This is a genomic window from Streptomyces sp. SDT5-1 (assembly GCF_052245995.1).
Classification (GTDB): Bacteria; Actinomycetota; Actinomycetes; order Streptomycetales; family Streptomycetaceae; genus Streptomyces.
In genome coordinates this window covers 5,076,185-5,098,534 of sequence record NZ_CM125963.1, presented here as the reverse complement: position 1 = coordinate 5,098,534, position 22,350 = coordinate 5,076,185, and the positions used below count along the sequence as shown (strand labels likewise).

Genomic DNA, 22,350 nt, shown 5'->3' with positions numbered 1-22,350 from the left:
CCTCAGTTCCCGGGGTTCCCGGACTCCGTGCGGTGGGCCGCTCCGGGGTTCGGGACGGGCGGCTCGTCGTCCAGGAAGTCGTACAGCTCGAAGGGGTCGAACGCGTCGAAGGAGTCGCCCTTCTTCGACGCGGCCGGCTTCTTCGGGCCCTCGGTGCCCTCGTCGCCGCCGTACGGGTCGCTGTCGTACGGGTCCGGGCTCTCCGAACCCACCGCCAGCGCACGCACCTTGGCCCACCAGCCGGCCTTCGGCTCCACGGGCTCGGCGGGCTCGGTGGGCGCCGCCTGCTCCACGGCCTCCGCCACCTCCGGCTCCTCGTCCGGCTCGACCCGCGGCCTGCGCCACCACCACACCGCCGACCCCACCGGCACCCCCACCGCGCACACCCACCCCGCGGCCACCGCCCCGGTCAGCCATCCCACCGGCCCGAACTCCGCGAGCGCCGACCGCCCGAGGGCCCCACCGGCGGCCCCCGCCAGGCACCCCATCGCCGCGCCGCACAGGCCCGCGGCCACCGCGACCGCGCCCATCACCCGGCGCCACGACCAGCCGTCGCCGCCGATCCCGACGAACGTCGCCACCGCCACGCCCGCGAGGACCGGAATCGCCGCCACCGCCCAGGTGAGCGCCGAACCGGGACCCGCCTTCGGCACCGCCACCAGCAGCGGGAACGCGGGCAGCATCGCCGCGCCCGAGCTCCCGAGCGGCCCCACGGCGTGCCCCGCGCCGAGCACGACCCCGGGCCCGAGCGCGTACGCGGAGCCCCAGATCGCCGCGTTCGGCACCAGGCCCGCGCAGAGCAGCAGCACCGCGAACCGTCCCGACCAGGCCCCCGTGACCTGCGCGAACGACGCGCGGACCGCAGCCCCGTGCCAGATCAGCGCCCCGGCCACGAGCAGCGCGCCGCCCGCGACGAGGACCAGTACCCCGGCCGCCGCCGCCCGCACGGCGACCGGACCCACCTCGCGCAGGAAGCCCTCCGGCAGTGATCCGTACGGACGTCCCCGCGCGGCCCAGACGCCGAAGCCCGCCGCGCCCGCGGTGAGCAGGACCAGATGGGCGACGCAGCTCAGCCAGGAGGGGCGCAGTTCGCCGCCCGCGCAGTAGACGGCGGCCGCGGCGCCGACCGCGAGATAGCCGACCGCCACCCCGGCCCAGACGCCGGCGACGGACTCGGTCTCCTCCGCGGCGTCCCGCGCCGCCCGGTACACCAGCCACACCGGCAGCGCGAGCAGCAGCAGGGGGCTGACGCCCAGCGGCGCGGGCACCCCGGAGAGGGTGTCCGTCCTGATCACCTCGGCGCCGTGCGCGAGCAGCCACAGCGCGGCGGCGGTGTGCAGCGCGCCGTCGGGTCCGCTGTCCGGGTACGGGGAGCTGATCCACAGCACCATCACGAGCACGGCGCAGGCCCCGAGCCCGAGCCCCGCCGCGACGGCACCGCGCAGGGCGCCTCCGACGGGCCCGGGGGCGCGTTCCCGCAGGCGGGTGACGAGCAGGGGCAGGGACGGTGCACGGCCGGTCGTATCGGTCACGGGGCCATGCTCCCAACGACACGCCCTTACCTCGCGCAACAGGCGAAGCCCGGATGTGTCGCACAAGATACTTTTATGTTCCTTTTCGCACGAAAGGGTGTGTGGAGTTCACGATGACGCAGGGCGCTGCCACCCCACTGCCGCCGCCCAAGGAGCGCCGCAGGCTCCGCGAGGCCGGCTCGCTGTCCCGCGACGACGTCGCCGCCCGGGTCGGCGTGACGCGGGAGACCGTACGCCGCTGGGAAGCCGGTCGCACCACCCCGAAGGGCCAGAAGCGGGAGGCCTACGCACGGCTCCTCGCGGAGCTGGTCCCCGCGGAGGAACCACAAGCGGCGGCACCCGTTCCGGTGACCGTGACCGCGGCCTCGGGGGTGACCGCGAAGCCCGCGGGCCCCGCCACGGCCGTGGCCACGGTCGACCACGTCCTGAAGCCGGAGCCGGTGCCCGTCGGCGCGGTCCGCACCCCCGCCGAGGCCTTCGACGCGCTGTACACGCACACCGCGCCGTTCCTCGTCCGGCAGACCTATCTGCTCACCGGGCGCCGGATCCTCGCCCGTGAGTCCGTCGAGCGCGCCTTCCAGCAGGCCTGGCAGCAGTGGCCGACGGTCGCGGTCGACCCGGACCCGGCGGGCTGGGTGCGGGCGGCGGCGTACGAGTACGCGATGTCGCCGTGGCACGGCCTGCGGCCCGGCAAGCGGCAGCCCGAGGCGCCGCCCGCCGACCCGGCGGACCGCGAACTCCTCGGCGTACTCCTCGACCTGCCGCCCGTGTACCGGCGCACGCTGCTCCTGTACGACGGGGTGGGCCTCGATCTGCCGGAGACCGCGGCGGAGACGGAGGCCAGCACCCCGGCCGCCGCCAACCGCATCCTGCACGCCCGTGAGGAGATCGCCCGCAAGCTGCCCGACCTCGCGGTGCCCGAGCAGCTGCACCGGCGGCTCACGGAGCTGGCGAGCGCGGAGCAGCTGGACGCGACCGGGTCGACGGTGGTGCGCAGCGGCGGCGAGCGGCGCACCCGGTTCTGGACCCGGGCCGCGGTCGCCTTCACGGTCTTCATCATCGGTGCGACGGCGCTGACCGTGCGGGTGGCGCCGACGCACTACGAGCCGGTCCCCGCGCCGGGCTCCCCGATCGCCGGCGTGCCGCCGCTGACCGGGCCCGAGCCGCTGACGCCCGCGGACCTCGAGCTGCGCAAGGAGCTGCGGGAGCGGCTGAGCGGCGGCCCCGAACGGCTCGCCCCGCAGGCGCAGTAGCGCGGAACGACAGTGGGCCCGCACCGTCGCCGGTGCGGGCCCACTGCTGTGCGGAGTGCGGCTGGTTACGAGAGGATCTCGCGGGCCAGCTTCGCCGTCTCGGTCGGCGTCTTGCCGACCTTGACGCCGGCGGCCTCGAGGGCCTCCTTCTTCGCCTGCGCGGTGCCGGAGGAGCCGGAGACGATGGCGCCGGCGTGGCCCATGGTCTTGCCCTCGGGCGCCGTGAAGCCGGCGACGTAGCCGACGACCGGCTTCGTCACGTTGGCCTTGATGTAGTCGGCCGCGCGCTCCTCGGCGTCGCCGCCGATCTCGCCGATCATGACGATGAGGTCGGTCTCGGGGTCGGCCTCGAACGCGGCGAGCGCGTCGATGTGCGTGGTGCCGATGACCGGGTCGCCACCGATGCCGACGGCGGACGAGAAGCCGATGTCACGGAGCTCGTACATCATCTGGTACGTCAGCGTGCCGGACTTCGAAACCAGGCCGATGCGGCCCGGCTTCGTGATGTCGCCCGGGATGATGCCGGCGTTCGACTGGCCCGGGGTGATGAGACCGGGGCAGTTCGGGCCGATGATGCGGGTCTTGTCGCCCTTGGACTTCGCGTACGCGTAGAACGCGGCGGAGTCGTGGACGGCGATGCCCTCGGTGATGACGACGGCGAGCGGGATCTCGGCGTCGATCGCCTCGACCACGGCGGCCTTCGAGAAGGCCGGCGGGACGAAGAGGACCGAGACGTTGGCGCCGGTCTTCTCCATGGCCTCGGCGACCGTGCCGAAGACGGGGATCTCGTTGCCGTCGATGTCGACGTTGGTGCCGGCCTTGCGCGGGTTGACACCGCCGACGATGTTCGTGCCGTCGGCGAGCATGAGCTTGGTGTGCTTCATGCCCGTGGCACCGGTCATGCCCTGGACGATGACCTTGCTGTCCTTGTTGAGGAAGATAGCCATGGCTGTGGTTTTCCCTCGTCCCTTACTTCGCGGCCGCGAGCTCGGCGGCCTTGTCGGCCGCGCCGTCCATGGTGTCCACGCGCTGCACCAGCGGGTGGTTGGCGTCGGAGAGGATCTTGCGACCCAGCTCGGCGTTGTTGCCGTCGAGGCGGACGACGAGCGGCTTCTCGACCTTCTCGCCCTTCTCCTCGAGGAGGGCAAGCGCCTGGACGATGCCGTTGGCGACCTCGTCGCAGGCGGTGATGCCGCCGAAGACGTTGACGAAGACCGACTTGACGTCGGCGTCGCCGAGGATGATCTCCAGGCCGTTCGCCATCACCTGGGCGGAGGCGCCGCCACCGATGTCGAGGAAGTTGGCCGGCTTCACGCCGCCGTGCTTCTCACCGGCGTACGCGACGACGTCCAGCGTCGACATGACCAGACCGGCACCGTTTCCGATGATGCCGACCTCGCCGTCGAGCTTGACGTAGTTGAGGTCCTTCTCCTTGGCGGCGGCCTCGAGCGGGTCGGCCGCGGCCTTGTCCTGAAGGGCCTCGTGGTCGGGGTGCCGGAAGTCGGCGTTGTCGTCGAGCGACACCTTGCCGTCGAGGGCGATGACCTTGCCGGACTTCACCTTGGCGAGCGGGTTGACCTCGACCAGGAGGGCGTCCTCCTCGACGAAGGTCTTCCACAGCGTCTGGAGGATCTCGGCGACCTGGTCGGCGACCTCGGCCGGGAACTTGGCGTCCGTGACGATCTTGCGGGCGACCTCGGGGGTCACGCCCTCGTTGGCGTCGATCGGCGTCTTGGCGACGGCCTCCGGACGGGTGGCCGCCACCTCCTCGATCTCCATGCCGCCCTCGACGGAGGCGATGGAGAGGAAGGTGCGGTTGGTGCGGTCCAGGAGGAAGGAGACGTAGTACTCCTCCACGATCTCCGGAGCCGTCTCGGCCATCATCACCTTGTGGACCGTGTGGCCCTTGATGTCCATGCCGAGGATGTTGGTCGCGTGCTGCACGGCCTCGTCGGGGGTGGCGGCCAGCTTGACGCCACCGGCCTTGCCGCGGCCGCCGACCTTCACCTGCGCCTTGACGACGGACTTGCCGCCAAGACGTTCGGTCGCCTCGCGGGCCGCCTCAGGCGTGTCGATGACTTCACCGGCCAGCACCGGTACACCGTGCTTGGCGAAGAGGTCCCTCGCCTGGTACTCGAACAGGTCCACGCGCGTCCGTCCCTATCAGTGATCTCGCGGTTCGTTATCTGCGTGGGCGTGCCGCGAGGGGCAACGTGACTCCGCTGTCACACGTGACGAGGCTGTCGCTGACGCCACTTCGCTGTCACTAGGGAGGCGTACACGGTGACCGAGTACGCGGCATGTCCGTCTCGCAGGTTATCGCCGCTCAGGGACGGCTTCTAAATCGCAGATCACACATGGGCGGTGATACCCATCACAGAGTGTCCTGTTTGTGCCGCTATTTGGCGCGCTGGTGTCCGCCCGGGAAACGGGAGCGGCCTCACCGAGCGGGGGTGCGCTCGGTGAGGCCGCAGGTCAACGGGTGGTGGGCATCCCCATGCCGACCACCCGCTCTCCATCGCGGAAAGCGGCCCGTTCCGGCCGATGGCTTTCGGCCGTACGGGCACAACCGCGAAGGTCAGACGCCGGGCAGGTAGCTGGGCGCCACCGAGCCGGCCACACCCTGCACACCGGTGACGGCGTTGCCCGCGAGCGGCTGGGCGTCGGCGCGCACGGTGCCGGTCAGGTCCTGGGCGAACGGGCCGACCTCCTGCGTCACGCCACCGGCCAGCGGCGCCACGTCGTCGCCGACCAGGGACTGCGCGAACGGGGCCACGTTGTCGCCCACGACGCCCTGCGCGAGCGGCGTCACGTCGCCAGACACGCCCTGCGCCAGGCCCTGCGCGCTGGTGCCGACGCCCTGCACGACCGGCTGGACCTGGTCCACGACGGTCTGCACGAGCGGCTGCACGGCGTTCACGACGCCGCCCGCGAACGGGGTGACGTCGTCGCCGACGACGCTCTGCGCGAAGGGCGCCACGTTGTCACCGACGACGCCCTGCGCCAGCGGCTGGACCTGGCCGGTGACACCGGCGGCGAACGGCGCGACGTTGTCGCCGACCACGGTCTGCGCGAACGGCGTCACGTCGCCGACCGCACCGCCCGCGAGGGTCGTCACGTCGCCGACGGCCTGGCCCGCGACCGGGAGCACGCCCTGCACGGCGGTGTTGGCGACGGGCGGCAGCACGGCGTCGGCGGTCTCGCCGACGGCCGGGGCGGCGTTCGTGCGGACGTTGTCGACGGCGCCCTGGGCGGTGCCCTGCGTGTCCTGTACGTAGGCGGGGGCCTGGGCGGCGGCCTGCGTCAGCTCCTGCTGGAGCTGCGGGGCGAAGGCGTCGAGCGGGCCGAACAGGTAGTCGACGCCCTCCTGGGCGCGCTCCTGGACGTCGGCGACGTTCGGGGCCTGCACGTCGGGGGTCTGCACGTCCGGGGTCTGCACCTGCGGGGCCTGCGGGGCCTTGGCCTTGGCGGCGGCCTTGTGGGCCGTCGACTGCACCTGCGCCTTGGCGTGCTGGGCGGCGCCCTGGGCCTTGCCGGCGACCTGGGTGCCGGCGACCTTGTCGGTGACCTGGTTGTCGGCGACCTTGTCGGTCACCTTCGACGCCGTGTCCTGCACGTCGGACGTGGTGTTCTGCACGTCGGAGACCGTGTCACCTGCGAGGTCCGGGACGGACACCGAGTGCACGGGCAGCTCGTCGGCGCTCGCCACGGCGGAGCCCAGCGCCCAGGCGCCCGAGACACCGGCGGCTATGACGATGGAGCGGCGGATGTTCTTGTTCATGGGTACGTCAGTTCCTTCGAATTCACTTCAACGGGTTGGGCAGACCTGTTCCGCCCCCGCGCGGCAGGTCGCGAGCGGGGAAGGGCTGCCCTAGCCGGGGAATTCGGGAATGTCGCGCAGCCGGTCGACCACCGGCGAGGTGCCCGCGGAGGCGGTGCCGCCGACCGCGAGCAGGACGGGCGCACGGCCGCCGAAGGCCGCCGCGTGCAGATCACCGTGGCGCGAGGAGCCGCCGTCGCCCGCGCTCGCGGCGGCCGACGGAACACCGTCGGGACGCTGCGGCACGCCCGGCGACGCGGGCCGCGCCTCGGCCCGCGCTCCCGCGTCCGCCTGCGGTACGTCGCCGAACCGCTCGACGTCGTACGCCTGCGGGCCGCTCGCCGTGCCGTGGGAACGCTCCGTGGCCTGCGCGGCGGCGGGCCGCTCGCCGTGCTCCCGCTCCACCGGGGCCTTCGCCTCGGGCGGCTCGGTGGCGGCGGGCGGCTCCGGACGGAGCTCGGCCGGGTCCACGAGGTCGACGAGCCCGCCGAGGCCGACGTCCGTCAACTGCCCCGGCACCACGTCGACGAGATCGGCGACGGCCCGCGTCGCCAACTCCTCGACCGGGCCGGTCAGCCGGTGCACCGTGGCACCGACCGGAGCGGTCAGGTACCGCACGGCCTCGACCGCGGCCCCCAGGCTCTCCCGCCCGCCACCGAGGGACTCGCCCCGGACGGACTCGAGGCGCTCCCGCAGGGAGGCGGCGGCCGCCGAGGCGGACACCGACGCCTTGTGCCGCATGGCGTGCGCGGCGCGGCGCGCCTCGGCGGACCGGGGGTCGGACGGGCGGAGGTCGGCCTCCCGTGCGTCGGCGGGGTGCGGCACCGGGGTGGCGGCAGGCGCGGCCTGTCGCTCCGGCGTCGCGATGCGGTCCCGCGGGGACGCGGGCGCCGTGTCGGGTGCGGGCGCCGCGGGGGCCTGCGCGTGCATGTGCTCGGGCCCAGCGGCCGGTTGGGCGGAGTGGGCGGCCGGGTCGGCGGGTCGCCCGGCCGACGGCTCGGTACTCGGCTCGGTGCTCGGCTCAGTGGTCGGCTCGGCGGGAGCCGGGGCCGGGGCCTTGCGGGTGCCGGCCTCGCGCAGCTTGCGCGCCGAGTCGGCCACGTGTTCCCGCACGGCCGCATGCCCGGCCCGGAGCGAATCGGCGCCGGACGCACCCGCGTCCGAGAGGCCGTCCGCCTGCGCCCGGCCACCGCACAGGATTCCGAGGGCGATCAACCCGCCGAACAGCAGCACCAGTTGCAGCGCACGCCGTCCGGCCGTCGCACGCATCAGGCGCGCGGCGGGGGCGGGAATTGCCATCGGGGAAGTCACGGTGGCCGAATCCTCGCACGGGGCGAGGGAGGCGGCGCAAGCCCCCTGTTACCGATGGGTACTCATATCCGGTTCGCGGCGGCTGCACCCTTTTCCGATGCCGCGTCCGGTATCGGCAAGGGCCTCTTCTCGATGGCCGCGGCCATGACGTCGGGGAACAGATCCGGGGTGCAGGCGAACGCCGGCGCGCCCAGTCCGGCGAGCGCCGCCGCGTGTTCCCGGTCGTAGGCGGGCGCCCCCTCGTCGGACAGCGCGAGCAGCGTCACGAACTGCACGCCCGACGCCTTCATCGCGGCCACCCGCTTCAGCATCTCGTTGCGAATGCCTCCTTCGTAGAGGTCGGAGATGAGCACGACGACGGTCTCGGCGGGCCGGGTGATCTGCGACTGGCAGTACGCGAGCGCCCTGTTGATGTCCGTGCCGCCGCCGAGCTGCGTGCCGAACAGGACGTCCACCGGGTCGTCCAGCTGGTCCGTCAGATCCACGACGGCCGTGTCGAAGACGACGAGTCTGGTCTGGATCGAACGCATCGAGGCGAGCACCGCGCCGAACACGGAGGCGTAGACGACCGACGCCGCCATCGAGCCCGACTGGTCGATGCAGAGGATCACTTCCTTCTTCACCGACTGCGCCGCCCTGCCGTAGCCGATCAGCCGCTCGGGCACGACCGTGCGGTACTCGGGCAGGTAGTGCTTGAGGTTGGCCGCGATCGTGCGGTGCCAGTCGATGTCGCGGTGGCGGGGCCGCTGGATGCGGGCGCTGCGGTCGAGGGCGCCGGTGAGGGTGGCCCGGGTGCGCGTGGCGAGCTTCTTCTCCAGGTCCTCGACGACCTTGCGCACGACGGCGCGCGCCGTCTCCTTCGTCGTCTCGGGCATCGCCTTGTTGAGCGAGAGCAGGGTGCCGACGAGGTGCACGTCCGCGTCGACGGCCTCCAGCATCTCCGGCTCGAGCAGCATCGTGGACAGGCCGAGCCGGTCGATGGCGTCGCGCTGCATGACCTGGACGACGGAGGACGGGAAGTAGGTCCGGATGTCGCCGAGCCAGCGGGCCACGCTGGGGGCGGACGCGCCGAGCCCCGCGCTGCGGCTGCCGCCGGGCTGTTGTCTGCCGCCGCCGGAGCCGTAGAGCGCGGCGAGCGCGCCGTCCATCGCCGCGTCCTGGCCGGTGAGGCCGCACCCGGTGCCGTCGGCGTCCTCCCCGCCGAGCACCAGCCGCCATCGCCGCAAGCGCTCGTCCGCGGCGCTCGTGGTGTCCCCGCCGCGCGTGGTGCCGTTCATGCCACCGCCCCCTCAAGGTCTTTGCCGTGTGTGTCGCCGGTGCCGGTGGTGTCGCCCGTGCCGGTGATGCGGTCAGGGCCGGTGGTGCCGAGCAGGAGGTTCAGCACCGGGAGGACCGCGTCCGCCCGGTCCGTGTCCAGGTCCTCGGCGAAGCCGCGCGGGGCGGCGCCGCCGAGCGGGGACCTGCCGGTCGCCGACGGGCCGCGCCCGACGAGCTCGCCCAACGTCCGCCGCACCCCCGGCTCGTACGCCGAGAACGTGCGCCGCAGCAGCGGCAGCACATCGGTGAACGCGTCCCCCGACACCCCCGTCAGCCACGCGTCGACCAACCCCAGGAGCCGCTCGTCGTGCACGAGGAGGAGCCCGCCGCCGGAGCCGCCTCCCACGAATCCCTCGATCCACGCCGCCGCGTCGGCCGGCGCGGTGCCGGGCGAGAGGGCGAGGCTCATCAGGCGGGCCGCGTCGTCCTCGTCGAGCACGCCCTCGTCGAGGAGGACCCGCGCGCACCGGCCCCGGACGACGCCCGCCACGCCGTCCCGTTCGGCGAGCACCCGCAGCACGCCGCGCCACCGCTCGCGCACCCCGGCGTCCTCCAGGAGCGCGACGGCCGAGTGCACCGCGTCGACATGCCCGCGCATCTCCTCGGCCGCGTCCGCGTCGAGCCCCACGCACGCCGGGGGAAGCCCGACGAAGACCCGCTCGGCGAGGCCCGCCGCGACCTCGGCGAGCGCCCCGGTGTCGGTGCCGCGCACGTCGCCGTAGCGCAGCGCGCGGACCAGCGCGGGCAGCGCCCCCGCGAGGTGTCCGACGTCCGCGTCGAGCGCGGCCCGGTCGGCGAGCACCCGCATCACCGTCGGCAGCGCGTCCGAGAGCCCCGCGCGCAGGCAGAGTTCGGCGAGCGCCGTGACGTCGGCGAGCGCGGGCGCGGAGATCGCGTCGGCCTCCGCCTTCGCGGTCGCGGCGGCGTGCACGGTCGTGCCCCACACCCCGGCCTCGGCGACCCGCACGGACAGCTCCGGCTCCCAGCGCAGCCGCCACGACTCGCGGAACGTGCCGGTGGAGCCGCGCGCCGCCCTCGCCGGCTCGCCCCAGGCCACGCCCAGGAGCCGCAGCCGGTGCAGCAGTCTGCTGCGCGCGGCGTCGGTGTCGCCCCGCAGGTCGAGGTCCAGCTCCTTCTCCGCCGCGGCCGGCTTGAGCCGCAGCGAACGCTGCTGCCGCGTGAGGTCCCGCTGCAACGGCACCGCGGGCGCCGCCTCGGGCACCTCCCCCAGCACGTCGCCCACGACCAGCTTGTCGTGGATGAGCGCCAGCGGAACGTCCGAGCCCTCGCACAGCACCGCCCGCACCGCGTCGGTGGTCTCGGTGAGCCCGGCGAGCGGCCTGCCGCGCATCACGGCCAGCGTCTCCGCGAGCCGTACGGCCTCGATGACATGGGCGGAGGACACGATGCGGTCCTCCTCGCGGAGCAGCCCGGCGACCTTCGTCAGCCAGCGCTCCACCGGCCGGTCGGGCACGCTGAACAGGTGCCCGTACCAGCCGGGCGAGTCGATCCCCGCCCCGTAGCCGCTGGCGCGGGCCAGGCGCCGGTGCGTCCACGGCACCCACGTCATGTCGACCTTCGCCTTCGGCAGCCCCTTGAGCAGCGCGCGGTCGGCCGTGACCGTCGTCTTCTGCCGGAGCGCGGGCACGTGCCACGCCCCGCACACCACGGCCACGTCGTCCCCGAACTCGCGCTGCGCCGCCCGTACTTGCAGCCGCATGTACGCCTCGCGCGGCACGTCGCGCTGGTGGCCGCCGTCCCCGCACGTCTCCCGCAGCGCGCCCATCGCCTCGCCGAGCGCGGCGAAGGCGTCGCCGTCGCGGTGCTCGACGACGTCCTCCCACCAGCGCTCCGCGTCGTCGTACCCGGCGGTCTCGGCGAGGACCCGCAGCGGGTCGACGCGCACGGCGTCCCCCTCCCCCGGCTCCTCCTCCCGGTCGCCGCCGTCCTCCTCGGCCCGCAGCGCCAGGCTGTGCGCGGCCGGCAGATCGATGAAGCGGACCGGCACGCCGCGCGCCAACGCCCACTGGATCGCGACCCATTCGGGCGAGAACTCGGCGAACGGCCAGAACGCCGACCTCCCCGGCTCGTCCACGACGTGCGCGAGCAGCGCGACCGGCGGCCGCATGCCCTCCTCCGCGGCGAGCGGCACCAGGGCGTCGGCCTCGGGCGGGCCCTCGATCAGGACGACGCGGGGCTCGGCGGCGTCGAGCGCGGTGCGCACGGCGCGCGCGGAGCCGGGGCCGTGATGCCGCACGCCGAGCAGCGCGGGCCCGGTGGCCGATGTCGTCATGCGCTCACCTCTCGGCAGGCCCGGTAGAAGTCCTTCCAGCCGTCGCGCTCGCGCACCACGGCCTCCAGGTACTCCTGCCAGACGACACGGTCCGCCGCCGGGTCCCGCACGACGGCGCCGAGGATTCCGGCGGCCACGTCGGACGGGCGCAGCACGCCGTCCCCGAAGTGGGCGGAGAGCGCCAGCCCGTTGGTGACGACGGAGATCGCCTCGGCGGTCGACAGGGTGCCGCTGGGCGACTTCACCTTCGTCCGCCCGTCGGCCGTCACGCCGTCGCGCAGCTCGCGGAAGACGGTGACGACGCGGCGGATCTCGTCCATGCCGTCGGGCGCGCTCGGCAACTCCAGGGAGCGGCCGACCTGTTCGACGCGGCGCGAGACGATGTCGACCTCCGCCTCCACGCTCGCCGGCAGCGGCAGCACGACCGTGTTGAAGCGGCGGCGCAGCGCGCTCGACAGATCGTTGACCCCGCGGTCCCTGTCGTTGGCCGTGGCGATGAGGTTGAAGCCGCGCACGGCCTGCACCTCCTGCCCCAACTCCGGTATCGGCAGCGTCTTCTCGGACAGGATCGTGATCAGCGTGTCCTGCACGTCGGCCGGGATGCGCGTCAGCTCTTCCATGCGCGCGGTCATCCCCTCCGACATCGCCCGCATGACGGGGCTCGGCACGAGCGCGTCCCTGCTCGGCCCGTTGGCCAGCAGCTGCGCGTAGTTCCAGCCGTAGCGGATGGCCTCCTCGGGCGTCCCCGCCGTGCCCTGCACGAGCAGCGTCGAGTCCCCGCTCACGGCCGCCGCGAGGTGCTCGGACACCCAGGTCTTGGCGGTGCCGGGCACGCCGAGCAGCAGCAGCGCCCGGTCGGTCGCGAGCGTCGTCACCGCGACCTCTACGATGCGCCGCGGGCCCACGTACTTCGGCGAGATCACCGTGCCGTCGGGCAGCGTGCCGCCGAGCAGATAGGTCGCGACCGCCCACGGCGACATCCGCCAGCGGGCCGGGCGCGGCCGGTCGTCCTGCGCGGCGAGCGCCGCGAGTTCCTCCGCGAACGCGTCCTCGGCATGCGGCCGCAGCGCCTCGTCCGCGGCCGGGCTCCCGACCCCCTGCCCGGTCTGGCTCTCGACGGAAATGGTCATGGCTGTCCCCCTCCAACTCGCCCAACACGAACCATCACGACGAGCCCTCGACCGCTCTCGTCGCGTGATGGGTTCCACCGTGCACCACGCCACTGACAATCGACATCGGCGACGCCATCGCCGCAGGTCAGGGCCGCATCCGGCGGGATTGTCAGTGGCGGGACCTACCGTCGACGACATGAATCAGCAGGGGGTTCGCTGGACGGCGGATCAGGTGCTCGCGCTGGCGCCTGACGCTTCGTCACGCAAGGCGGGAAGCAAGCTGGGGGCGCCGGGCCCGTGGTCGGGGACCGGGAGCTCCGCGGGTGCGGGAGATTCGGACGAGGGGGCGGTGTGGGGGCTGTGCAAGGGCAGCGGCAGCAAGCCGTACCAGACGATCGTGGACACGGGCGGGGGCGCGGCGGGCGCGGGGCCCGCGTACAAATGCAGTTGTCCGAGCCGCAAGTTCCCGTGCAAGCACGCGCTCGGACTGCTGCTGCTGTGGGCGGGCGGCGAGGAGCAGGTCCCGGACGGCCAGTCGCCGCCGGAGTGGGCGGAGCCGTGGCTCGCGGGCCGGCGGAAGAAGGCGGAGACCCGACAGACGGCCGCGGCGCCGGGAGAGGTCGGCGCGACCCCGGCGGATCCGGAGGCGGCGCGGCGCAGGGCCGAGCGGCGCGCCCAGCGGATCACCGCGGGGGCCTCGGAGTTGGAGCAGCGCCTCGCCGACCTGCTGCGCGGCGGTCTCGCGCAGGCGGAGCAGTCGGGATACCGGCTGTGGGAGGAGACGGCCGCGCGGATGGTCGACGCGCAGGCCCCCGGACTCGCCGCGCGGGCACGAGAGTTGGGGGCGATCCCGGCGTCGGGGCCGGGCTGGCCGGTACGACTCCTTGAGGCGTGCGCGCTGCTCCACCTCCTGGACCAGGGCTGGCTGCACCGCGACGCGCTGCCCGACGACCTCGCGGCGACCGTGCGTTCCCGCGTGGGCCTGACCGCGCAGGACCGCGAGCCGCCGATACGCGACCGCTGGCTGGTCCTCTCCCAGTACGACACGGCTGACGGCCACCTGACCACACGCCGGGCCTGGCTGTACGGCGCCCAGAGCGAGCGCACCGTGCTGCTCCTCTCCTACGGGGCGGCGGGCCGGGCCCCGTCGCTGGCCCTGCCGACCGGCCGGGCGCTCGACGCCGAGGTGGCGGCGTACCCGGGGGCGGGGACGCTCCGGGCGGAGCTGGGCGAACAGTTCGCGGCGGAACCGCTCGCCGCCCTCAGCGGCACGCGCCCCCAGGGGGTCGACGTCACCACCGGTCTCGCCGCCTACGGCACGGCGCTCGCGGCCGACCCGTGGCTGGAGTCCTGGCCGGTGACGCTCGCCGACGTCATACCGACGCGCGATCCGGACAGCGGCGGCTGGCAACTGGCGGACGCCGAGGGCAAGTCGGCGCTCCCGCTCACCGACCACGCGGCGAAGTCGCCCGGACTGTGGCGCCTGGTCGCCGTCTCCGGGGGCTCGCCCGTCACGGTCTTCGGCGAATGCGGCCCGACCGGCTTCCGCCCGCTCACCACGTGGGCGGACGAACCGGGAGAGGTCATATCCCTGTGCTGACACCACCCACCGAGCCGACACCCCGCGCACCACGGAGAGGACCCATGACGACACCGACCGCGACCTGGGACGACCTGGTCAGCGCCGCCCTGCTCGGCACCGAGCGCCGCTCGGACCGCGCCCCGCTCGCCCTGCTCGACGAGGCCGCCGTGCAGACCGTCAGGCGCAGGGCCGGGCTGCGCCCCGGCGCGGCGGCCGCTCCGCCCGAGCGCGCCGACGACGACCCGCGTCCACCGCTGCCGACAGCGGCGCGGCAGCGGCTCTCCATGCTGCTCGCGGACCGTTCCGGCGGCGGGGGTTCGCGCCGCGGCACCGCCCCCGACCTGCTCGAACTCCTTCCGCAGTGGCTGGCGACGGCCAACGCGCACGGGTACGCGGCGCCGCCCGAGCTGCTGCCGGCGCTGCTCGACGCGGCGCGCGGCCGTACCGATCTGCGGCCGCAGGCGCTCACGTTCGCGGGGCCGCGAGCCCGGTGGCTGGCCCGGCTCAACCCGGACTGGAAGTTCGCGCTGCGCGCCGCGCCGGGGGCCGGGGCGGCGCTGCCGGTGCCCAAGGAGGACGAGCGGATACGGCAGCGGTGGGAGGAGGGCCTGTTCGCGGAGCGGGTGGCGCTGCTCGCCGCGCTGCGGGCGCACGATCCGGTGGCGGCGCGGGAGTTGCTGGCCGGGACGTGGGGGACGGAGCGGGCGGAGGACCGGCTGATGTTCCTCGACTCTCTGCGGACGGGGCTCGGCGACGCGGACGAGCCGTTCCTCGAGCAGGCGCTGACCGACCGCAGCAAGAACGTGCGGGCGACGGCGGCCGAGCTGCTCTCGGCGCTGCCCCGTTCGGCGCTCGCCGCGCGGATGGCGGACCGGGCGCTGAGCTGTGTGGCGCTCGACCGTGCCGACGGGGTGATCGTCGTGGAGGCGCCGCACGAGTGCGACGCGGGGATGGAGCGCGACGGGGTCGTGGCGAAGTCGCCGACGGGCCGGGGCGAACGGGCTTGGTGGCTCGGCCAGTTGGTGGAGGCAGCGCCGCTGGGGCGGTGGCCGGACCGGTTCGGCGGGCGCAGTCCGGAGGAGATAGTGGCGCTGCCGGTGGCCGACGACTGGCGCGGCGAGCTGCACGCGGCGTGGTGCAGGGCGGCGGTGCGGCAGCGGGACATCGGCTGGTCGCGGGCGCTGCTCGGGGCGCCGACCGCGCCGGAGGCGGCGGGTCCCGGGGCGGTGTCGCTCGCCGAGCGGGCGAAGCTGCTCGCGGCGCTGCCGGGGGCGGAACGGGCGGAGTGGGTGGCGGAGTTCATCGCCGCGCACGGGTTGTCCGAGGCGTTCCAGTTGCTGGGGGTGTGCGGGGCGCCGTGGGCGCGGTCGCTCGGGCGGTCGGTGGTCGACGCGTTGAACATCGCGCGGGACGCGGGGAGTTACCCGTGGAGTTTCAGTGGGGTGATGGGGCTCGCGGAGCGGTGTCTTGATCCGGAGGAGGTGGAGCGGCTCGACGGGCTCGCGGCGGCGGTGGAGGACCCGGAGGGTTCGGCGCCCGGGGCGGGCGCCTACTGGACCGAGGCGTTCCAACGCCTCACCTCCACGCTCCGCCTCCGGCGGACCATGCGGGCCGAGCTCAACCCCGTCTGACCGCGGCCGGGGCCCCACGCCTGATTGCGCGGCACCGGGCGCCGCCTTGCCCACCCTGCCGCCCTGCGGGTCCCCCCGGACGGAGTCTGGGGGAGGCAGATTGCCCAAGGCTGTGACGGCTACCCGCAGACGTTGCGGCGCCCCGGCGCGGGCCGAACGTCCGGCCCGCCGGAACGCTTCCGGTCAGCCGCCGGAACGCTTCCGGTCAGCCGCCGGAGGCAGCCGGTTGGCGGACGTTCGCCCGGACCCACTCCACGATGGACGCCGTCGTCGCCCCGGGAGTGAAGATCTCCGCCACACCCTTCTCCTTCAGCGGCGGAATGTCCCCCTCGGGGATGATCCCCCCGCCGAAGACCTTGATGTCCGCCGCATCGCGCTCCACGAGCAGCTCGATGACGCGCGCGAAGAGCGTGTTGTGCGCGCCGGACAGGATGGAGAGACCGATCGCGTCGGCGTCCTCCTGGATGGCGGTGTCCACGATCTGCTCGGGCGTCTGATGCAGCCCCGTGTAGATGACCTCCATCCCCGCGTCGCGCAACGCCCGCGCGATCACCTTGGCCCCGCGATCGTGGCCGTCGAGTCCCGGCTTCGCGACGACCACGCGGATCGGACCGGCTGCCACACCCATCACTGCCTCCCTGAAACGACTGCTCAAGCAAAAGTTGAAGCGACTGTTCAAAAGACTGATGCCCGAAGTGAACGAACGAAGTGAACGAACGTTATCGACAGCATCCCGCAAGCAGCCGTTTCGCGGTGCGTACCGAGGGGGAAATCACACGGTGGGACACATTCGCTGCGCGCCGCGACTGCCACAGGCGGGCGAGACCGCCACATCCGGGACAGGCGCGAGGGAGCCGCTTCGAGGTCGCGCCACCGCGCCGACAGCCGCACGGCACGGTGGCACGGTGCTTCCGGCTGCCGTTCGGCCCGACGGGGCGTACGGCCTGCCGGTGGGCCGCGGGACCGCCTCGTCCGGCTCCCATGAGCGCACACGGGGGACAGGGACGTCCTCCCCGTGTGCCGACGGGAGGTTGACCGATGAAGGTCACGAAGACCCTGCCCTTTCGCCCCCTCTGCCACCTGTTGCCCACGAGACTGGCCGGATTCTCCGTCGCCCTGCTGAAGGCGACCGCCCTGGAGCTGGCGATCCTCGCGGGTCACCTGCTCCTCTATCCCTCGGGCATCCTCCCGGAGCGCAGGCAGCCGTTGGCGCTGCCCCGCCATCCCTCCTCCCAGCCGCGCCCGGCGGCCGAGGCCACCGCCCACGTGGACGTGGCAGCGGACGCACCGCTCCTGCCCGCCCCCGCGAAACCCCCGGTCCTCCTGCTGCACGGCTTCATCGACAACCGCTCCGTCTTCGTCCTGCTCCGCCGCTCCCTCGCCCAGCACGGCAGGCAGCACGTCGAGTCGCTCAACTACTCCCCCCTCACCTGCGACATCCGGGCGGCCGCCGCACTGCTCGCCCGGCACGTGGAGGAGCTGTGCGAGCGGACGGGCCGGGACACGATCGACATCGTGGGGCACAGCCTGGGCGGCCTGATCGCCCGTTATTACGTGCAGCGGCTCGGCGGCGACCGCCGGGTGCGCACGCTCGTCACGCTCGGCACCCCGCACGGCGGCACCAGCGTGGCGCCGCTCGCGGACGCGCACCCGATCGTCCGTCAGATGCGGCCCGGTTCCTCGGTCGTCGAGGAGCTGAAGCGGCCCGCGTCCGGGTGTCGTACCCGCTTCGTGAGCTTCTGGAGCGATCTCGACCAGTTGATGCTGCCGCTGGAGACGGCCTGCGTGGACCACGAGGACCTGCTGGTGCAGAACGTGCGGGTCACGGGCATCGGCCATCTCGCGCTCCCGGTCCACCCGGCGGTCGCGACGGGCATCCGGCAGGCGCTCGACTCCGACGACGCGGCGAACGGGACACGCCCCACCGACAAGTCCAACGGCGGCCTGACCGTGGCCTGACACCCTCCGGACGGCCTCCGGACCGGCCCTGACGTCGAACGGATCTCGAACTCAGGGCCAAGGAACCGTCCACAGTCCACCCAAAGGCGGCTGATTGCCCGTTTCCCCGGGCCGGGAAACCTGACGAAGATTGTCGTGCCCTCGTACCGACGGGTACAGTCACCGCACTGCTCTGGCAGCCCCTGTTGTCGAGGCGAAAGAGAAGTTGGTGAACGACCGCAACCCGTCGGGGAACGCGCCCTATGCGTCGTACGACGGTTACTCCGCGACCAGCTTCGCAGCCGACCCGCTCTTCGGAGACCTGGGCGACGACCCCTACGAACCCGGCTCGCACGCGACCGGCCAGTGGCCCACGGACCCCCACCAGCAGCAGTACGCGGCCGCCTACGCCGCCCCGTACTACGACGGCGGTTCCTACGACACCGGTTCCTACGACACCGGTTCCTACGACACGACCGGCGCCTGGGCGACCGGAGCGTACGAGCACGCGGCCGACATCCCCGCGCAGCAGCCCTCGCCGATGGCCGAGCAGCACAGCACGGGCCAGTGGGACACCTCGGCGTACGCGACGCAGACCTTCGAGGCCCAGACCTTCGAAACGCAGACTTTCGAGGCCCACGCCTTCGACACGCAGTCCTTCGAGACGCAGTCGTTCCCGGCCGACACACAGTCCTTCCCGGGCGACACACAGTCCTTCCCCGCGCCGGCGCCGTCCTACGACGCGCAGGCCTTCGAGACCCAGAGCTTCGAGTTCCCCGGCCTCGACACGCAGCAGTTCGACACCCAGCACCTCGAGACCCAGCAGTTCGAGACGCACGGCCTCGACGCCCACGCGTTCAGCGCCGCCGACACGCCCGGCGAGCACGACCCCCAGGGCTTCACCCACACGTTCGAGGCCCCGGTCTTCGGTACGACCCCGTACGACACGGGCGCGTACGACGCCACGCAGTGGAACGCCGCCGAACCGGCCGCGGAGGCGGAGCCGGTCGTCGAGGAACCGGCCGACGAGCCGCCCGTCGCCCCCGACCCGGACCCGGCCCCCGCCGCCCTCACCCCGCAGCCCGGCACCCGCCGCGCCGCGCGGGGCGGCGGCGGTTCGCGTGGCCGCGCCGCCCGTCGGCGCCCCGCCGCGAAGCGGTCCGCGCTGGTCACCGTCGTCGTGCCGTCGGTCTGTGTGGTCGGCGTCGCCGGGATCGCCGCGGCGAGCGTCGGCGGCGGGGACGACGACAAGGAGACGCAGGCCGCGGCCGCCGCGGACGCGCAGCCCATCAAGCCGTCCGTCGCCAACAACAAGCTGGACACGCAGCTCAAGGACCTGTCCGCCGACGCGGGCGACTTCGCCGACCGGGCGAGCCGCACGCAGGAGCGCATCGACCTGAAGGCGAAGCAGGAGGCGGCGCGGAAGCAGGCCGCCGAGGAGGCCGCGCGCAAGGAGGCGATGCGGCCCAAGTTCGTGCTGCCGGTGAAGCAGCACGGCCTGAGCGCCTTCTTCGGTCAGGCCGGCGTCAACTGGATGTCCCAGCACTCCGGCATCGACTTCCCCGTCTCGTACGGGACCCCGGTGATGGCCGCGACGGACGGCACCGTGAAGACGCAGTGGAACAGCGCGTACGGGAACATGGCCATCGTCACCGCCAAGGACGGCACCGAGACCTGGTACTGCCACCTGTCGTCGCACACCGTGATGAGCGGCCCGGTGAAGGCCGGTGACGTGATCGCCCGGTCAGGGAACTCCGGCAACTCGACGGGACCGCACCTGCACTTCGAGGTGCGGCCGGGCGGCGGCGCGGCGATCGACCCGCTGCCGTGGCTGCGCAGCCACGGCCTCAACCCGAACTGAGCGAGCCGCCCCGCTCCCCCGTCCCCCGCGGGACGCGGCCGGCTACAGCTTCTCGACCGGCGCGTACCGCAGCAGCAGCCGCTTCGGCTTCGGGTCGCCGAAGTCGATGGTCGCCTCCGCCTTGTCCCCCGTGCCCGACACGCCGACGACCGTGCCGAGTCCGAACTGGTCGTGTGTGACGCGGTCGCCGACGCCGAGGGAGACCACCGGCTTGGAGTTCGCCCGGCTGGTCGCGAACGCCGGCGTCGAACCCGTGCGGGAGCGCGAGGACGACAGCGAGGCCGCGATGCCGCCGCCGATGCTCTTGGTGGACGCCGCGGGCGTCGAGGGGCCGGTGCGCTTCCAGTCCAGGTGCGCGGCCGGGATCTCCTCGAGGAACCGGGACGGCGGGTTGTACGAGGGCTGGCCCCAGGCGCTGCGCATGGAGGCGCGCGTCAGGTAGAGGCGCTGCCGGGCGCGCGTGATGCCCACGTACGCGAGGCGGCGCTCCTCCTCCAGCTCCTTGGTCTGGCCGAGGGAGCGCATGTGCGGGAACACGCCGTCCTCCAGGCCGGTCAGGAAGACGACGGGGAACTCGAGGCCCTTGGCGGTGTGCAGGGTCATCAGCGTGATGACGCCGCCGCCGTCCTCCTCCTCGTCCGGGATCTGGTCGGAGTCGGCGACGAGGGCGACGCGCTCCAGGAAGTCCGAGAGTCCGCCGCCGCCCGTCTCTGACTCGCCCTCCTCGCCCGCCTCCTGCTCGAACTCCAGGGCCACGGCGGCGAGTTCCTGAAGGTTCTCGATACGGGTCTCGTCCTGCGGGTCGGTGGAGGCCTGGAGTTCGGCGAGATAGCCGGTGCGCTCCAGGACGGCCTCCAGGATCGTCGCGGGGCCCGCGCCGGACTCGACGATCGTGCGGAGGTCCTCCATCAGCGTGTTGAACCGCTTCACGGCGTTCGCCGAGCGGGCCGCCATGCCGTACGCCTCGTCGACGCGGCGCAGCGCCTGCGGGAAGGAGATCTTCTCGCGCTGGGAGAGGGCGTCGATCATCGCTTCGGCGCGGTCGCCGATGCCACGCTTCGGCACGTTCAGGATGCGGCGCAGCGGGACGGAGTCCTCGGGGTTGGAGAGGACGCGCAGGTAGGCCAGGACGTCCCTGACCTCCTTGCGCTCGTAGAAGCGGACGCCGCCGACGACCTTGTAGGGCAGTCCGGTGCGGATGAAGATCTCTTCGAAGACACGGGACTGCGCGTTCGTCCGGTAGAAGACCGCGACGTCGCCGGCCTGCGCGTCGCCCGCGTCGGTGAGGCGGTCGATCTCGTCGGCGATGAACTGCGCCTCGTCGTGCTCGGTGTCCGCGACGTAGCCCGTGATCTGGGCTCCGGGCCCCTCGTTCGTCCACAGGTTCTTGGGGCGGCGCGACTCGTTGCGCTCGATCACCGCGTTCGCCGCGCTGAGGATCGTCTGCGTGGAGCGGTAGTTCTGCTCCAGGAGGATCGTCTTCGCGTTCGGGTAGTCGTCCTCGAAGTCGAGGATGTTGCGGATCGTGGCGCCGCGGAACGCGTAGATCGACTGGTCCGCGTCACCGACGACGCACAGCTCGGCCGGGTCGGCGTCCTCTCCCTCGGTGGGGCCGACGAGCTCGCGCACCAGGGCGTACTGCGCGTGGTTCGTGTCCTGGTACTCGTCGACGAGGACGTGGCGGAAGCGGCGGCGGTAGTGCTCGGCGACGTCGGGGAACGCGCGCAGCAGGTTCACCGTCGTCATGATCAGGTCGTCGAAGTCCAGCGCGTTCGCCTCGCGCAGGCGGGCCTGGTACATCGCGTAGGCCTGGGCGAGGGTCTTCTCGAAGCCGTCGGCGGCCGTCGCGGCGAAGTCCTCCTCGTCGATCAGCTCGTTCTTGAGGTTGCTGATCTTGGCGCTGAAGGACTTCGGCGGGAACTTCTTCGGGTCGAGGTCCAGGTCGCGGCAGACGAGCGCCATGAGCCGCTTGCTGTCGGCGGCGTCGTAGATCGAGAAGGAGGACGTGAAGCCGAGCTTCTTCGACTCGCGGCGCAGGATGCGGACGCAGGCGCTGTGGAAGGTGGAGACCCACATCGCGTTCGCCCGCGGGCCCACCAGGTCCTCGACGCGCTCCTTCATCTCGCCCGCGGCCTTGTTCGTGAACGTGATCGCGAGGATCTGGCCGGGGTGCACGCCGCGCTCGGCGAGCAGGTACGCGATGCGGTGCGTGAGGACGCGGGTCTTGCCGGATCCGGCGCCCGCGACGATGAGCAGCGGGGTGCCGCCGTGCACCACGGCCGCCTGCTGGTTCTCGTTCAGCCCCTCCAGGAGGGTCGCCGAGTCGAGGACCGGGCGCGGGGCACCGTCCCGGTAGTACGCGTCCCGCTCGGAAGGCGCGCCGAACAGCCCGTCCGGCATCGGCTCCGGGGCCCCGTCGTCGTACTCGGGGTCCGGGGGCGGCGGCGGAGGCTCCTGCTCACCGCTCGGGGAGCCGGGCGCGCCCTTCTGGAGGCCGGTCAGGAAGCTGTCGTCAAAGAGGCTGCTCATCGCTCTACGAGTCTAGGCCGCCCCACTGACAACCCGCGGCTCCCTTCGGAACCTCACCGAAACCGAGCGGCGCAGATCACGAAAATGTATCGGGCATATCGAACATCAACCTTCACAGCAGCCACACGAGTTGGCTACGGTGCAGCCGGGCAGCCCGTCCCCCCGCCCGCG

The 22,350-nt window shown here is 73.3% G+C and carries 15 protein-coding genes; 5 read left to right on the top strand and 10 right to left on the bottom strand.

Annotated elements, in window-relative coordinates; genetic code table 11:
- Positions 1-2: 2 nt before the first annotated feature.
- On the bottom strand, positions 3-1,532 hold the full coding sequence (locus ACTWJ8_RS23620) for a cell division protein PerM (protein WP_443260202.1): 1,530 nt from the start codon (positions 1,530-1,532) through the stop codon (positions 3-5).
- A 113-nt stretch (positions 1,533-1,645) separates the two neighbouring features.
- Between ACTWJ8_RS23620 and ACTWJ8_RS23615 the strand changes: the two genes are divergently transcribed.
- Positions 1,646-2,785: a helix-turn-helix domain-containing protein gene (locus tag ACTWJ8_RS23615; protein WP_443260201.1), complete on the top strand. Its 1,140-nt coding sequence runs from the start codon at positions 1,646-1,648 to the stop codon at positions 2,783-2,785.
- A 65-nt stretch (positions 2,786-2,850) separates the two neighbouring features.
- Here ACTWJ8_RS23615 and sucD read toward each other — a convergent pair whose 3' ends face one another.
- From sucD to ACTWJ8_RS23580, 7 genes are all read right to left on the bottom strand, one after another.
- The gene (gene sucD / locus ACTWJ8_RS23610; protein WP_356374671.1) at positions 2,851-3,732 is read right to left on the bottom strand and encodes a succinate--CoA ligase subunit alpha; all 882 of its coding nucleotides are present in this window, start codon (positions 3,730-3,732) and stop codon (positions 2,851-2,853) included.
- A gap of 22 nt (positions 3,733-3,754) precedes the next feature.
- Positions 3,755-4,933, bottom strand: a complete 1,179-nt coding sequence (sucC, locus tag ACTWJ8_RS23605) for an ADP-forming succinate--CoA ligase subunit beta (protein ID WP_356374674.1) — start codon at positions 4,931-4,933, stop codon at positions 3,755-3,757.
- 430 nt (positions 4,934-5,363) lie between these two features.
- A complete protein-coding gene (locus ACTWJ8_RS23600) occupies positions 5,364-6,566 on the bottom strand; it encodes a hypothetical protein (RefSeq protein WP_443260200.1) in 1,203 nt (400 codons plus the stop codon).
- Between the two features lie 90 nt (positions 6,567-6,656).
- Positions 6,657-7,904 (bottom strand): hypothetical protein, encoded by a 1,248-nt coding sequence (locus ACTWJ8_RS23595; protein ID WP_443260199.1) that lies wholly within the window; start codon positions 7,902-7,904, stop codon positions 6,657-6,659.
- A gap of 74 nt (positions 7,905-7,978) precedes the next feature.
- On the bottom strand, positions 7,979-9,193 hold the full coding sequence (locus tag ACTWJ8_RS23590; RefSeq protein WP_443260198.1) for a VWA domain-containing protein: 1,215 nt from the start codon (positions 9,191-9,193) through the stop codon (positions 7,979-7,981).
- Positions 9,190-11,526 carry a DUF5682 family protein gene (locus ACTWJ8_RS23585; protein ID WP_443260197.1) on the bottom strand — a complete coding sequence of 779 codons (2,337 nt, stop codon included), beginning with the start codon at positions 11,524-11,526 and terminating at the stop codon, positions 9,190-9,192. Before ACTWJ8_RS23585 ends, ACTWJ8_RS23590 begins: the two co-directional genes overlap by 4 nt.
- Positions 11,523-12,656: an ATP-binding protein gene (locus ACTWJ8_RS23580; RefSeq protein WP_443260196.1), complete on the bottom strand. Its 1,134-nt coding sequence runs from the start codon at positions 12,654-12,656 to the stop codon at positions 11,523-11,525. Before ACTWJ8_RS23580 ends, ACTWJ8_RS23585 begins: the two co-directional genes overlap by 4 nt.
- 178 nt (positions 12,657-12,834) lie before the next feature.
- Between ACTWJ8_RS23580 and ACTWJ8_RS23575 the strand changes: the two genes are divergently transcribed.
- A complete protein-coding gene (locus ACTWJ8_RS23575) occupies positions 12,835-14,238 on the top strand; it encodes an SWIM zinc finger family protein (protein WP_443260195.1) in 1,404 nt (467 codons plus the stop codon).
- Between the two features lie 44 nt (positions 14,239-14,282).
- Positions 14,283-15,851, top strand: a complete 1,569-nt coding sequence (locus ACTWJ8_RS23570; RefSeq protein WP_443260194.1) for a DUF5691 domain-containing protein — start codon at positions 14,283-14,285, stop codon at positions 15,849-15,851.
- Positions 15,852-16,056: 205 nt separating this feature from the next.
- Here the strand turns inward: ACTWJ8_RS23570 and ACTWJ8_RS23565 are convergent, their stop codons facing one another.
- Positions 16,057-16,479, bottom strand: a complete 423-nt coding sequence (locus tag ACTWJ8_RS23565; protein WP_356374696.1) for a cobalamin B12-binding domain-containing protein — start codon at positions 16,477-16,479, stop codon at positions 16,057-16,059.
- Between the two features lie 410 nt (positions 16,480-16,889).
- On the opposite strand from ACTWJ8_RS23565, the gene ACTWJ8_RS23560 reads away from it, so the two are divergent.
- Entirely contained in the window at positions 16,890-17,810 is a 921-nt protein-coding gene (locus ACTWJ8_RS23560) for a lipase family alpha/beta hydrolase (RefSeq protein ID WP_443260193.1), read from the top strand.
- 208 nt (positions 17,811-18,018) lie between these two features.
- Entirely contained in the window at positions 18,019-19,650 is a 1,632-nt protein-coding gene (locus tag ACTWJ8_RS23555) for a M23 family metallopeptidase (protein ID WP_443260192.1), read from the top strand.
- Between the two features lie 42 nt (positions 19,651-19,692).
- Here the strand turns inward: ACTWJ8_RS23555 and pcrA are convergent, their stop codons facing one another.
- Positions 19,693-22,179, bottom strand: coding sequence for a DNA helicase PcrA (gene pcrA / locus ACTWJ8_RS23550; RefSeq protein ID WP_356374705.1), 2,487 nt, complete (start codon positions 22,177-22,179; stop codon positions 19,693-19,695).
- Positions 22,180-22,350: the final 171 nt, after the last annotated feature.

Bases quoted from the DNA above. Each gene is read 5' to 3' on its own strand.
- ACTWJ8_RS23615 (WP_443260201.1), top strand. From the start codon at position 1,646: ATGACGCAGGGCGCTGCCACCCCACTGCCGCCGCCCAAGGAGCGCCGC.
- sucD (WP_356374671.1), bottom strand. From the start codon at position 3,732: ATGGCTATCTTCCTCAACAAGGACAGCAAGGTCATCGTCCAGGGCATG.
- ACTWJ8_RS23600 (WP_443260200.1), bottom strand. From the start codon at position 6,566: ATGAACAAGAACATCCGCCGCTCCATCGTCATAGCCGCCGGTGTCTCG.
- ACTWJ8_RS23595 (WP_443260199.1), bottom strand. From the start codon at position 7,904: ATGGCAATTCCCGCCCCCGCCGCGCGCCTGATGCGTGCGACGGCCGGA.
- ACTWJ8_RS23590 (WP_443260198.1), bottom strand. From the start codon at position 9,193: ATGAACGGCACCACGCGCGGCGGGGACACCACGAGCGCCGCGGACGAG.
- ACTWJ8_RS23585 (WP_443260197.1), bottom strand. From the start codon at position 11,526: ATGACGACATCGGCCACCGGGCCCGCGCTGCTCGGCGTGCGGCATCAC.
- ACTWJ8_RS23580 (WP_443260196.1), bottom strand. From the start codon at position 12,656: ATGACCATTTCCGTCGAGAGCCAGACCGGGCAGGGGGTCGGGAGCCCG.
- ACTWJ8_RS23575 (WP_443260195.1), top strand. From the start codon at position 12,835: ATGAATCAGCAGGGGGTTCGCTGGACGGCGGATCAGGTGCTCGCGCTG.
- ACTWJ8_RS23570 (WP_443260194.1), top strand. From the start codon at position 14,283: ATGACGACACCGACCGCGACCTGGGACGACCTGGTCAGCGCCGCCCTG.
- ACTWJ8_RS23565 (WP_356374696.1), bottom strand. From the start codon at position 16,479: ATGGGTGTGGCAGCCGGTCCGATCCGCGTGGTCGTCGCGAAGCCGGGA.
- ACTWJ8_RS23560 (WP_443260193.1), top strand. From the start codon at position 16,890: ATGAAGGTCACGAAGACCCTGCCCTTTCGCCCCCTCTGCCACCTGTTG.
- pcrA (WP_356374705.1), bottom strand. From the start codon at position 22,179: ATGAGCAGCCTCTTTGACGACAGCTTCCTGACCGGCCTCCAGAAGGGC.